This is a genomic window from Pseudomonas sp. P9_31, from assembly GCF_034008235.1.
Taxonomy (GTDB): domain Bacteria; phylum Pseudomonadota; class Gammaproteobacteria; order Pseudomonadales; family Pseudomonadaceae; genus Aquipseudomonas.
Genome location: NZ_CP125375.1, coordinates 1,553,111 through 1,565,768, shown reverse-complemented (window position 1 = coordinate 1,565,768; position 12,658 = coordinate 1,553,111). Strand labels below are relative to the sequence as shown.

Annotated in this window: 13 protein-coding genes and 1 pseudogene; 6 read left to right on the top strand and 8 right to left on the bottom strand. The window is 59.1% G+C overall.

Annotation, left to right across the window (positions count from 1 at the left end):
• Positions 1-347: 347 nt before the first annotated feature.
• Positions 348-2,036, bottom strand: a complete 1,689-nt coding sequence (fadD2, locus tag QMK51_RS07060; RefSeq protein ID WP_258699437.1) for a long-chain-fatty-acid--CoA ligase FadD2 — start codon at positions 2,034-2,036, stop codon at positions 348-350.
• Positions 2,037-2,280: 244 nt separating this feature from the next.
• Here fadD2 and QMK51_RS07055 point away from each other — a divergent pair, with 244 nt between their 5' ends.
• Together QMK51_RS07055 and QMK51_RS07050 are read left to right on the top strand one after the other, a co-directional pair.
• On the top strand, positions 2,281-3,225 hold the full coding sequence (locus tag QMK51_RS07055; RefSeq protein WP_320393556.1) for an alpha/beta hydrolase: 945 nt from the start codon (positions 2,281-2,283) through the stop codon (positions 3,223-3,225).
• 43 nt (positions 3,226-3,268) lie between these two features.
• Positions 3,269-3,739: a MaoC family dehydratase gene (locus QMK51_RS07050; RefSeq protein WP_071553717.1), complete on the top strand. Its 471-nt coding sequence runs from the start codon at positions 3,269-3,271 to the stop codon at positions 3,737-3,739.
• 172 nt (positions 3,740-3,911) lie between these two features.
• On the opposite strand, the gene QMK51_RS07045 is transcribed toward QMK51_RS07050, so the two are convergent.
• Entirely contained in the window at positions 3,912-4,379 is a 468-nt protein-coding gene (locus QMK51_RS07045) for a PA2169 family four-helix-bundle protein (RefSeq protein WP_320393555.1), read from the bottom strand.
• Positions 4,380-4,582: 203 nt separating this feature from the next.
• Between QMK51_RS07045 and QMK51_RS07040 the strand changes: the two genes are divergently transcribed.
• The 3 genes and pseudogenes from QMK51_RS07040 to QMK51_RS28915 all read left to right on the top strand — a co-directional run.
• Positions 4,583-4,819: a DUF3820 family protein gene (locus tag QMK51_RS07040; protein WP_026346079.1), complete on the top strand. Its 237-nt coding sequence runs from the start codon at positions 4,583-4,585 to the stop codon at positions 4,817-4,819.
• 63 nt (positions 4,820-4,882) lie between these two features.
• Positions 4,883-5,014, top strand: a complete 132-nt coding sequence (locus QMK51_RS28920) for a hypothetical protein (RefSeq protein ID WP_413817551.1) — start codon at positions 4,883-4,885, stop codon at positions 5,012-5,014.
• Positions 5,004-5,225 (top strand): annotated as a pseudogene (locus QMK51_RS28915) (class V aminotransferase); the annotation flags it as partial. The gene QMK51_RS28920 and the pseudogene QMK51_RS28915, both read left to right, overlap by 11 nt.
• Before the next feature lie 2 nt (positions 5,226-5,227).
• Here the strand turns inward: QMK51_RS28915 and QMK51_RS07030 are convergent.
• From QMK51_RS07030 to zwf, 4 genes are all read right to left on the bottom strand, one after another.
• On the bottom strand, positions 5,228-5,953 hold the full coding sequence (locus QMK51_RS07030) for an intradiol ring-cleavage dioxygenase (RefSeq protein ID WP_320393554.1): 726 nt from the start codon (positions 5,951-5,953) through the stop codon (positions 5,228-5,230).
• Between the two features lie 266 nt (positions 5,954-6,219).
• Positions 6,220-6,885 carry a bifunctional 4-hydroxy-2-oxoglutarate aldolase/2-dehydro-3-deoxy-phosphogluconate aldolase gene (locus tag QMK51_RS07025; protein ID WP_258699433.1) on the bottom strand — a complete coding sequence of 222 codons (666 nt, stop codon included), beginning with the start codon at positions 6,883-6,885 and terminating at the stop codon, positions 6,220-6,222.
• A gap of 17 nt (positions 6,886-6,902) precedes the next feature.
• Positions 6,903-7,616 (bottom strand): 6-phosphogluconolactonase, encoded by a 714-nt coding sequence (gene pgl / locus QMK51_RS07020; protein ID WP_320393553.1) that lies wholly within the window; start codon positions 7,614-7,616, stop codon positions 6,903-6,905.
• Positions 7,603-9,072 carry a glucose-6-phosphate dehydrogenase gene (zwf, locus tag QMK51_RS07015; protein ID WP_258699431.1) on the bottom strand — a complete coding sequence of 490 codons (1,470 nt, stop codon included), beginning with the start codon at positions 9,070-9,072 and terminating at the stop codon, positions 7,603-7,605. The genes pgl and zwf overlap by 14 nt, the downstream gene beginning before the upstream one ends.
• Positions 9,073-9,299: 227 nt before the next feature.
• Between zwf and QMK51_RS07010 the strand changes: the two genes are divergently transcribed.
• The gene (locus QMK51_RS07010; protein ID WP_258622787.1) at positions 9,300-10,160 is read left to right on the top strand and encodes a MurR/RpiR family transcriptional regulator; all 861 of its coding nucleotides are present in this window, start codon (positions 9,300-9,302) and stop codon (positions 10,158-10,160) included.
• A gap of 158 nt (positions 10,161-10,318) precedes the next feature.
• Here the strand turns inward: QMK51_RS07010 and QMK51_RS07005 are convergent, their stop codons facing one another.
• On the bottom strand, positions 10,319-11,173 hold the full coding sequence (locus QMK51_RS07005; RefSeq protein WP_320393552.1) for a D-hexose-6-phosphate mutarotase: 855 nt from the start codon (positions 11,171-11,173) through the stop codon (positions 10,319-10,321).
• A gap of 116 nt (positions 11,174-11,289) precedes the next feature.
• Entirely contained in the window at positions 11,290-12,636 is a 1,347-nt protein-coding gene (locus tag QMK51_RS07000) for a carbohydrate porin (protein WP_258699429.1), read from the bottom strand.
• Positions 12,637-12,658: the final 22 nt, after the last annotated feature.

The window sequence follows — 12,658 nt, the reverse complement described above, 5'->3', positions numbered from 1 at the left end:
CTCCTCAGCAACGCGAATTCTTCACCGCATTTGATGCGATTATTATTGGTGTGTGTTTTTAGTGAGTCTGGCTTTTAACATAGGCCGAGAAGTCACAAAGCGCGCCGAGAGTAGCAGCTTTGCCAAGGGCCGACTAGAGCCTAAAACGGCCCCCACAGTCACTTTAATGACTCAAGACAAACAAGCAGTCATTTTAGAGCAAAAAACCTATACAGCCTTAAAAGCCTCGTAATACGGGCCTTCAAAGCAAAAGATCGCAGCCTTCGGCAGTGCCTACAGAGGAATGCGATCCCCGTAGGAGCTGCCGAAGGCTGCGATCTTTTGGCGCCACCTCGGTCTACGACCGTTTACGCGATATCCCGCAACTCCCGCCGCAAAATCTTGCCCACCGGCGTCATCGGTAACGATTCACGCAACACGATGTGCTTGGGCACTTTGTACGCCGTGAAGTTTTCCTTGCAGTACGCCTTCAACTCCTCAAGGCTCACCCCGGCTTCACGGGCCACCACAAACAACTTCACCGCCTCCCCCGACCGCTCATCCGGCACGCCGATCACCGCGCAGCTGGCGACTTTCGGGTGGGCCATCACCACGTCTTCGATCTCGTTCGGGTACACGTTGAAGCCCGAGACGATGATCATGTCTTTCTTGCGATCGACGATGCGCACGAATCCGTCCGGGTCGATCACCCCAATGTCGCCCGACTTGAACCAGCCGTCGGCATCCAGCACTTCGGCGGTGGCTTCGGGTTTCTGCCAGTAGCCCTTCATGATCTGCGGGCCCTTGATACACAGTTCGCCGCGCTCGCCCAGCGGCTGCTCGACGCCTTCATCGTTGATGACCTTGAGCGTGGTGCCCGGCACTGGCAGGCCGACCGTGCCGATGCGCGATCTGTCGCCGTAAGGGTTGGTGCAGGCCACTGGCGAGGTCTCGGTCAGGCCGTAACCTTCAGTGATGCGGCAACCGGTGAGCTGTTCCCAACGCTCGGCGGTGGCCTTGACCAATGCCGTGCCGCCGGAGTTGGTGACTTTGAGACTGGAGCAATCCAGGGTCTTGAAGTCGGGATGGTCCATCAGTGCGACGAACAGCGTGTTGAGCCCCAGCAGCGCCGAGAACCGCCAGTTCTTCAGTTCCTTGATGAAGCCCTTGATGTCCCGTGGATTGGTGATCAGCACGTTGTGGTTGCCAGTCACCATCATGCACATGCAGTTCGCCGTGAATGCATAGATGTGGTACAGCGGCAGCGGCGCGATCATCACTTCCTGGCCTTCGCGCAGCAGCGGCTGACCGTCGGCACCCAGCTGACTGAGGCATGCCCGCGCCTGCTGCATGTTCGCCACCAGGTTGCCGTGGGTCAGCATCGCGCCTTTGGCCAGCCCGGTGGTGCCGCCGGTGTATTGCAGCACGGCGATGTCGTCGAGGCCGATGCTCAGCGGTTTGATCCCCAGACCCCGGCCCAGACGTAGCGCGCTCTTGAAGGAGATGGCCTGCGGCAAGGAATAGTCCGGGACCATTTTCTTGACCTTGGCGACCACGGTATTGACCAGCCAGCCCTTGGCGGTGGGCATCAGGTCGCCCATTTTCGCTTCGATCAGGTACTGGATGTCGGTGTCGGGCAGCACTTCCTGGACCTTCTGTCCGAACACGTTCAGGTAAACCAGCGCCCGGGCACCGGAGTCCTTGAACTGATGTCGCATCTCACGCGCGGTGTACAGCGGGTTGGTGTTGACCACGATCAGCCCGGCGCGCAAGGCGCCGAACACGGCAATCGGATAATGCAACACGTTGGGCATCTGCACCGCGATGCGATCCCCCGGCGCGAGGTCGGTGTGGGCTTGCAGGTAACCGGCAAACGCTGCGCTGTAGCGTTCCAATTCGGCGTAGGTCAAGGTCACGCCCATGTTGCTGAATGCCGGGCGGTCAGCAAATTTCTTGCAGGAACGCTCGAACACCTCGATTACCGACTTATAGGCCCCAAGGTCGATATCCAGGGGCACGCCGGCCGGGCGCTTGTCATTCCAGAAATCAGGTTGCATTGTTCTTGTCCTCTTTACCTGAATCTATCCGGGGCCGCTTTTCCGTCACTGCTGAAAAACGGAGCTTCCCGGACACTAGCAGCTATGGTGAATCAGGCAAATATGCGCACAGTCGTCATTGATCCCGTGAATCTCGCTGCCCCGGCGTGGCCTGATCAGACGGTAGGCGACGGATGCGCTATACAATGCAACGAGGCTGTTTCCCACCCTGCAACCCCATGCAGCCCAATGCAAAGGAATCGCCATGATCCACGACACTTTCTGGCTGACCGCGAGTGACCACAGCCGCCTCTTCATCAACCAGTGGCTGCCGGCTGCACCGTTGAAGGCCGTGATCCTGCTGGCCCACGGCATGGCGGAACACAGCGGTCGCTACGCTCGTCTGGCAGAAAAGTTCTGCGAACAGGACTACGGCGTTTACGCACCGGACTTGCGTGGACATGGCAAAACCGCCGAAAACGGCACTCTGGGGCATTTCGACGACGACGATGGCTGGTGCAAAGTGGTCGGCGACCTGGCCAGCCTTAACCAACACATCGGCCAACAGCATCCCGGCATTCCGATCGTACTGTTGGGCCACAGCATGGGCAGCTACATCACCCAGGCTTACTTGCTGCACCACAGCGCCAGCCTGCACGGGGCCATTCTCAGCGGTTCGAACTTCCAGCCCGTGGCACTCTATCGTGCAGCGCGGCAGATTGCTCGCCTCGAACGCCTGCGTCAGGGCCCCAAGGGTCGCAGTGCGCTGATCGAATGGCTGTCGTTCGGTTCGTTCAACAAGAAGTTCAAACCGGCGCGCACCTCGTTCGACTGGCTGAGCCGCGACCCGGCGGAAGTCGACAAGTACGCCAGCGACCCGCTCTGCGGCTTTCGCTGCACCAATCAACTGTGGATCGATTTGCTCGGCGGCTTGCAGCAAATCAGCAAAGCGTCCAATCTCGCCCAGATCGATCCGGGCCTGCCGCTGCTGGTGATCGGTGGCGAATGTGATCCGGTGAGCGAAGGCAAACGTCTGATAGATCTGGCCCACGCCCTGCGCGACGCTGGCTGCCAGAGCCTGCAGCTGACTATTTACCCGCAGGCCCGGCATGAACTGTTCAACGAGAGCAACCGCGACGAAGTGACTGCCGATGTGCTGAACTGGATCGCCCAAGCCTTGAGCAACCGCCGGCCACCCAGAGCCGAATAGTTTTTTTGTGGATTTATTTAATTCGTCACAGGAATCGAGACAGATGACCCAGGTTACCAACACCCCTTACGAAGCCCTCGAAGTCGGCCAGACCGCCAGCTACAGCAAAACCGTCGAAGAGCGCGACATTCAGTTGTTCGCCGCGATGTCCGGTGACCATAACCCGGTGCACCTGGACGCCGAATTCGCCGCTGCCTCCATGTTCAAGGAGCGTATCGCCCACGGCATGTTCAGCGGCGCGTTGATCAGCGCGGCGGTGGCTTGCGAGTTGCCTGGGCCAGGGACTATTTATATCGGTCAGCAGATGAGCTTCCAGAAACCGGTAAAGATTGGCGACACGCTGACCGTACGCCTGGAGATCCTCGAGAAACTGCCGAAGTTTCGTGTGCGTATCGCCACTCGGGTGTTCAACCAGCGCGATGAGTTGGTGGTGGATGGCGAGGCGGAGATTCTGGCGCCGCGCAAGCAACAGACCGTGACGTTGCCGACGTTGCCGGCGATCAGCATCGGCTGATTCATCGCTCCCTTGTGATGAGAGGCCTTGCCTGTGGCGAGGGAGCTTGCTCCCGTTCGGCTGCGCAGCAGTCGTAAACCTGTCACCGCGCTTGATCAGATCCAACGCGGTGTTTGATTTAGGGGGCGCTGCGCCCCCCAACGGGAGCAAGCTCCCTCGCCACAGGTCGAACTTACGAGCGTGCGCGAGCCTGGTTGCGCAGGGCTTTCACCTGATCGTGGTTGCGTTGCACGCCGTGGTACTGGCGTTCAACGATGTCACGAATGCCCACCAGGTTGTCCTTGTTGATTTTCTCCAGCGCTTTTTTGTAAGCCTTCAGCGCATGGTCTTCACCGCGTTCGGCTTCGTTCAGCACTGCTTCTTCATCCTTGCCGGTGAACATCGCCTTCACGTCGACCCAGCGACGGTGCAGATCGCCACTGACACTGGTGGAGGTTTCCGGATCACCGCCCAGGGAACGCACCATAGCCTGTAACTCGGCAGCGGCAGTGGCGCAGTCGCTAGAGCGCTGAACGAACAGGGTTTTGAGTTCTGGATGCTTGATATCTTCAGCGCAAGTCTTGAACCCTTCCTGACCGTCTTTGCTGGTTTCAATCAGGTCGTTGAGTACAGAGATCGCTTCTTTGTTGATGTCGGTCATTTTTCAATTCCTTACGGTTGATGAAAGATGCAATAAGGTGTTGCACCCGCCATGCCAGCTTTGAATTGATTATTTTTTACTTATATTTCAATAAATTAGCTTTAAAGGCGAAATCTGTATCCGCTTCTTTTGCATGATCTGTCATTTGGCCTGCATGCAGAATGCCTGTATTTTCCAGACTGTTTGAATCAAGACGACTGATGATGAATCCCGAAAAGCTCGAACTGTTGATTACCCGTGAAATGCCCTTCGGCAAATACAAGGGTCGCATCATCGCTGACCTGCCCGGCCAGTACCTGAACTGGTTCGCCCGCGAAGGTTTCCCTCACGGTGAACTGGGCGGTTTGCTGGCCTTGATGCAGGAAATCGACCACAACGGCTTGTCGGAGCTGCTCGAACCGCTGCGTGTCAAACACGGCAAACCCGCCCCTCGTCACTGACCCGCCGATCGCTACGCTGTCGAACCCGGCCCCCTGAACCTGGAGAACGGTTACTTCGGGCGCATGTCACGCACTGTGGTCAAGGAGTATCAGCGCAACATCGAACTCATCAACCGCGGCAACTCGGTGCATGTGCGCCAGCGCTTCGAACAGGGCGAAAGCGTCGAGATTCGCACGCAGCTGGACCCCGGATGACCCACGCCTGTATTGCGGCATCACCTCGATGCGCTTTACCCGGCATGCCGACCAACAGGCGATGGTCGAGCGCCTGTTCAACGACTACAACCTGTTTACCGTGGCGCGCAGCGGCGCGGCGAGTGGCCCGTGCATTCGCATTACACCGGGGCTCACCACCACAGCAGCCGACATGGATGTGCTGGCCCGGGCGCTGAGCGAATTGCGCTGACGTCACACGGTGTACTTGTCGAAGTCCTCGGGTTTGATCTGCGATGACAGCGCAAACGTGTCGACACCGATGGTGATGTGCCCGAAAAAGCCATCTTCCTTCGAGTCTCGACCTATGGTGTGAATATTCAGGGTCGAGGCTTCGCCGCCATGGTGTCTATAGTGAAAATCTTCATCGTTGCTCAGCGGTGATACCACGCGGCCGCTGTACTCTCTGGCATTGAGGACCGACCTCGACACCACCTCGGGAAAGTACAGCTGGCCGACCCAGGCGACATGCCGCTCTTCCAGATAGTTGTTGCCGGCAGTGATTCGTACCGCGACGTGAATGTGCAGAGCGCGGCTGGCATAGAACCCCGGATAAATCGTGGTAAACCGCACGATGCCCTTTTTGTCCGAGAATTGCCCACCGCGCAGATAGGTATCGTCGTCGGTGCGCGGGATCGACCCGATATCACCCACATCGACTTCCTTATCCGGGTTGACCTTGCTCCAGCCCGAATACGCCCCGCGTGCGTTGCAATGCCAGATATCGACCACGGCCCCCGTGACCGGTTGACCGGTCATGGCATCGACGATCGTCAGCCGCAACACCAAGGGAATGCCATCCATGCCTTCGCTGATGTTTCGTCTGATCAGTTTTGGATTTCGAAAATACGGACCGGCGACCTGTTCGGGTGACAGTTGATAAACCGGTGAAGGGGATGAAATCGCGGTGTTGTCGTCCATGACGTTCTCTCTTCCATAAGATGAACGCAGGTTAACGCTGGACGTGCGGCGAGATGCGGTAACTATGTATCGCATGATGTCCTGTGGAAGCGGGTTTGCTCGCGAAAGCGGTCTGACAGTCAACATCTGCATTGAATGTGACGGCCCCTTCGCGAGCAAGCCCACTCCCACAGGGGTTTTATTTCAGGCAAAAAAAAACGGTGCACCGACCAAGCGCACCGTAAAGCCGTAGAACACACAACGAAGTGTTTGGTAAATCCGTTCAATCAGTCCAGCAGAGCCAACGCCTCGGCGGTGCACTCCTGGATGCGGGCCCAGTCGCCGTTCTTGATCCACTCGGGGTCAAGCATCCAGCTACCGCCCACGCACATCACGTTTTTCAACGCCATGTAGCTCTTGATGTTGGCCGGGCTGACGCCGCCGGTCGGGCAGAATTTAACTTCGCCGAACGGGCCGCCCAGGGCCTTGATAGCCGCGACGCCGCCGCTGACTTCCGCCGGGAACAGCTTGAAGCGGCGATAACCCAGGCTATAGCCTTCCATGATGCCGGAGGCATTGCTGATGCCCGGCAACAGCGGGATCGGGCTGTCGACACTGGCTTCGAGCAGATCACGGGTGATGCCCGGCGTCACGATGAACTGCGAACCGGCCGCTTCGGCAGCGACCAACATGCTGCGATCGAGCACGGTGCCGGCGCCGGTCACCAGCTCTGGACGCTGCGCGCGCAGGATCTGGATCGCCTTGAGGCCGAACTGCGAACGCAGGGTCACTTCCAGCGCCGTCAGGCCACCGGCCGCCAGGGCGTCGGCCAACGGCAGCACGTCCTGTTCACGAGCGATGGTGATCACCGGCAGGATCCGCGCCCTGGCGCAGAGGCTGTCGATCAGGGCAACTTTGTCCGCCATGGAAACGGTCGGGGATGTGTTTGTCATAGCGGCTGATCCTTGGTTCATGGGCACCAGTAAATCTCTAACGTAGGTTGCAGAAACGCCCGAATCGGCATGGCGGCGACATCGTCACCGGCCAGTGCGGCACTCAGGGTGATCAGTTTGGACTGACCGGAAATCGATAGAACGGTGTGCTTGGCCGAAGCCAGCAGCGCACGACTCATGGTCAGGCGCTGATGCGGCACGGTCGGCGCCAGCATCGGCCAGCAGCGACGGCTGCCGTCGATTTTCAAGGCATCGGCCAGGTTCGGGCTGTTGGGGAACAGCGACGCGGTGTGACCGTCATCGCCCATGCCCAGCACCAGCACGTCGATCGGCGGCAATTCGGCGAGCAAGCGATCAGCCTGCTCGGCGGCCTGCTCCAGGTTGGCGGTGGCACTGTAGAGGCTCAGGAACTGGGCCTTGGCCGCCGGGCCTTGCAACAGGTAACGCTTGAGCAGGCCGGCATTGCTGTCGGCATGCTCTACCGGCACCCAGCGCTCGTCAGCCAGGCTGACCACCACCTTCGACCAGTCCAGCGCCTGCTTGGCCAGATGCTGGAAAAACGCCACCGGGCTGCGTCCACCGGACACCACCAGCGTCGCGGCGCCCTGTGCAGCGATCGCGTCGCTCAGTTGTCTGGCTACCGTCAATGCCAGGCCTTCGGCCAACAGCACCGGGCTTTTGAACTCATGGGCGCTGACGCCCTGAGGCAGTTTCAATTCAGATATCGCCATACCACGACCTCCCGTCCCGCGTGATCAGTGCAATGGAGCTCATCGGCCCCCAGGACCCGGCCGCGTACGGCTTGGGCGCATCACCGGATTTTTTCCACCCGGCGATCAACTGGTCACACCACTTCCACGCGGCTTCGATTTCATCTTTACGGACAAACAGGTTCTGATTGCCACGCATCACTTCCAGCAACAACCGCTCGTAGGCATCGGGAATCCGCGCGCTACGCCAGGTGTCGGAAAAATTCAGCTGCAACGGACCGCTGCGCAGCTGCATGCCCTTGTCCAGGCCTTGTTCTTTGGTCATCACGCGCAAGGAAATGCCTTCATCCGGTTGCAGGCGGATGATCAGTTTGTTGCTGATCTGCAAGCGCTGTTCGGGAGCGAAGATGTAGTGCGACGGCTCCTTGAAGTGGATGACGATCTGCGACAGCTTCTGCGGCATGCGTTTGCCGGTGCGCAGGTAAAACGGCACGCCGGCCCAGCGCCAGTTGCGAATGTCGGCACGCAGGGCGACGAAGGTCTCGGTGTCGCTCTGGGTGTTGGAATTAGGCTCCTCCAGATACCCCGGCACCGATTTTCCTTCGCTGTGGCCGGCGATGTACTGGCCGCGCACCACCTGAGTGGTCAGGCCTTCCGGGCTGATCGGCGCCAGCGCCTTGAGCACTTTGACTTTCTCGTCGCGGATGCTGTCGGCGGACAGGTCGGCCGGCGGGTCCATGGCGATCAGGCAGAGCAGTTGCAGCAGGTGATTCTGGATCATGTCCCGCAGCTGGCCGGCCTTGTCGAAGTAACCCCAGCGGCCTTCGATCCCGACCTGCTCGGCCACGGTGATTTCCACGTGGGAGATGTAATTCTGGTTCCACTGGGTTTCGAACAGGCTGTTGGCGAAACGCAGGGCGATCAGGTTTTGTACGGTCTCTTTGCCCAGGTAGTGGTCGATGCGGTAGGTGCGGTTCTCCGGGAAGAACTGCGCCACGGCGTCGTTGACCTTGCGCGAGGACTCCAGGTCCGAGCCGATGGGCTTTTCCAGCACCACGCGGGTGTTTTCGGTCAGGCCGACCTTCGACAGGTTCTCGCAAATGGCGCCGTAAACCGCCGCCGGCGTGGCGAAGTAGGCAATCATCCGCTGGGCGCTGCCGGCCTGCTCGGCCAGGGCGACGTAATCGTCAGCCTTGAGGAAGTCGACGTGCAAGTAGCTCAAACGGGCCAGGAAGCGCTCGAGTACAGCTTCATCCAGCTCTTTGGCGCCTACGTAGCGGCGCAGCTCGGTGGCAATGAATGCCAGATGCTGTTGCTCGCTGCCGGGTTCACGGGCCAGCGCGATAATGCGCGTATCCTCATGAAGCAGGCCGGCGCCATCGAGTTGATAAAGGGCAGGAAACAGCTTGCGCAGGGCAAGATCGCCGAGAGCGCCGAACAAGGCAAAGGTGCACGGTTCAACCGTAATCGAAGGCATGATGTTTGTTCTTTTATCAAGTTAAGCTACAAATACCTTTTTTCAAGGCATCACTCAAGGGAAAATGTAGTAATAACCACAACATTTTCGCAAAATATAGATTCCGAGTGGTGGTCGGTCGGAGCCATCAGTAGGATAGGCCACCGTTACAGGCCGTATCAAAGGCCCAATTTGCATAGCCGAGCGCTTGTTTGCGCAGGTGAATCTAGGAACCCCATATGGACCGCGTGCGAAATTTACTGGAACAGATCCAGAATCGCCTTGAAGACCTGAACAAGGCAGAACGCAAAGTCGCCGAAGTGATCCTGCTCAACCCGCAGCAAGCCACCCGGTTCAGCATCGCCGCCCTCGCCCAGGCTTCAAAGGTCAGCGAGCCGACGGTCAACCGTTTCTGCCGCTCGTTCGGTGTCAGCGGCTACCCGGAACTGAAACTGCAACTGGCACAGAGCCTGGCCAGTGGCGCGGCGTATGTCAGCCGTGCGGTGGAAGCCGACGACAATCCGGAAGCCTACACCCAGAAAATCTTTGGCAGCGCAATCGCGTCCCTGGACAGCGCCTGCCAGGCCCTGGACCCGAACCTGATCAGCCGCGCCGTCGACCTGTTGATCCAGGCGCGACAAATCCACTTCTTCGGCCTCGGCGCCTCGGCCCCGGTGGCGCTGGATGCGCAGCACAAGTTCTTCCGCTTCAACCTCGCGGTCACTGCGCATGCCGATGTGCTGATGCAACGCATGATTGCCTCGGTGGCCCACACCGGTGAGTTGTTCGTGATCATTTCCTACACCGGCCGCACCCGCGAACTGGTGGAAGTGGCGCGCATCGCCCGGGAAAACGGCGCTTCGGTACTGGGCCTGACGGCCGAGGGCTCGCCGCTGGCCAAGGCCAGTACCTTGAGCCTGAACATTCCACTGCCGGAAGACACCGACATCTACATGCCGATGACCTCGCGGATCATTCAACTGACCGTGCTCGATGTGCTCGCCACCGGCATGACCCTGCGCCGGGGCGTGGATTTCCAGCCGCATTTACGCAAGATCAAGGAAAGCCTCAATGCCAGTCGGTATCCGATTGGGGATGAGTTCAATTAATCCGCTCTGAGTTCTTTGTCGCCTGACAAGCCGCCTTCGCGAGCAAGCCCGCTCCCACAGTAGATCTTCGATGGATACAGCATTTGTGTTCAAAGCAGATCCATTGTGGGAGCGGGCTTGCTCGCGAAAGCGATACCCGCCACACCATGGATCTTGTGCTAAACCCCAACCCGCGCCTGCAAACTCAAATGCGCCCGCTCCCCCGGTGCCAGGCTCAAGCTATCGGTCCCGCCACTCGCGGCTTCCACACAGACGAACTCTGAAATCTCGTTCCAGCTTACCCCCAGCAACGGCCGCGAGCCGGGATGCCAGACCACCGTGTCCGCATGGTCACCGGTGTCGATGCACAATTGCCGCTGCCAGGCGTGGTCCTTGAGCTGTAATTCGCCGTCATGCTGGAACACTCGCTGACACCCGCCATCGACCCGCAACTCACCTTCCTGCAGGCAAACCTGACGGTTCAACTGGTCGTAGCCTTGCGCGCCGTCGAGCCCAGACAGCGCTACCTCACCCACGTCGCCAATACGCCAATAGGCGTGCAACGCCTGACTCAACTGGCACGGCATGTCGTCCTGATGCTCGGTGCTCAGGTGCAAATCCATGCGCTCGCCCAGGTGCGCGTGCAAGTCCACTTGCCAGTCGCACAGCTGTAACTGCCAGTGCAGGTGCACGCCATCGTCATCACTGGTGCTGTCGAGCAGTTTCCAGTCGAGCAGGCGCGCCCAGCCATGGGACGGCCAGGCGTTTTCGCTTGGATGGCGGCCGTACCAAGGCCAGCACACCGGCACGCCGCCGCGAATCGCACCGACATGAGGCCATTTCGCCGCGCACCACAGCCAGGGTTTCTGCCCCTTTGGCTGGAAGTGCAGCAACTGCGCACCCTGCCGACTGAACACCGCCTGACACAGCGGATGGTCGATCACCAGCACATCGCGCATCTGATAGCGCTCCCACGCAAACACCGGACGTTCGCGCAAGGATTTGAAAAAGCGTTGTAGCGGATGCTCAAGCATGTGCCACGGTCCTGAAAATCATCTGTCACCCGAGGGTGCGCCCCCCCCAAAAAAAAGCGGACAGCCATGGCCGTCCGCAAAAATGCGCACATAGAGAGGAGCTTATCGCAACAGCGTTAGAACACCGACTGAATTTTCAGGCCGGCCACCAGCGCGTTATCAACTTCATCCACACCACCTGGGTGAGTGATGTATTGCAGGTTAGGACGTACCGTCAACCAGTTGGTAACGTGGAAACCGTAGTTGATCTCGTAGTTGTACTCGGTGCTGCGCAGTGGCGCGAACAGCGGATCGTTGTAGTCGGTGACACCATTGGCGGCGTTGACCAACTCGGCGTTTTTCTTCACGTCATCGTTGACATGGATACGAGAGAAACCGATCCCGACGTCGTCTTTTGGACGAGCATCAAACGGGCCCTTGTAAACAAACATCAGCGACTGGTAGTTGTCGACGAAGTTGGTGTCCTTGTCGTGGAAGGTAGCGTTGGCCGCGATGTTCAGACCGCGTGAAGCATCACCGTTGTGGCTGGTGAGTTGTTGCTGCGCCACGAACCAGTAGCCGTGCTTGCTGTTGTGGCTGCGATAGGCGTTGCCGGTGGTCGCTGCATCGTTGCCGTTGTCGTCTTCACGGACATCATTGGCGTCGGCAGTGCTCTTGTAGTAACCGACACGGTATTCGCCCGGCAGGTTGTTGACCTTCGGTGACCAGACCAGTTCAACCGGCAAGACGGTGCCCTTGGTACCACTGCCGCTGAGCTTGAAGCCGTTACCGTGCTCAAGTTGCGACGGGTTCTGGTTGTATGCGCCGATCTGCGCATAGAACTCGGGCGTGATGTTGTACTTCACGCGAAGCGCCGCCTGCATGACCGGCCAATTGTACCAGATACCGGTCGCCCAGTTACCCGCCTGGGAACCACAGAATGCCAGGTTCTGGAACTCGCAAGGGAAGGTGTTGAAGTCTTCGCCTTCGCCGAAGTAACCGGCTTTGACGTCCAGTTTACCGTCGAGGAACTGATGCTGGACCCACAACTGGGTCAGACGGACCATGTGGCCACGGCCGTAGACTTCCTGCGAGGAACTCAAGGTGCCAGCACGCGGGTCGCCGACGCGGTCATTGGAGATGTTCTGACCGTTACGGTTGGTGAACTGGATCTTGGCCTGGGTGTTATCCCAGCCCCACAGCTTTTGCAGGTCCAGCGCCACGCCCAAGCCAAACTGGTCGGCGTAACGTGCCGTCTTGTCGTCGTTGTAGCCGCCATGCAGGTTGCCGCCCACTTCACCGACATAGTCGGCCTTGATGTCGATACCTTGCTCGATCAGCTTGGTCCGCTCGCCACCCCAGTCCCCCGTCATCCACTTGGAATCGGCGCTGAACGCGTCAGCCGCGTGCACGCTGCCGGCCAGCATCATCGCCGCAACAGCCGACAATTGGCAGATAAGCTGAGCGTTGTTCTTCTTCTTCATCCCTACATCCTCGTCTTTATTG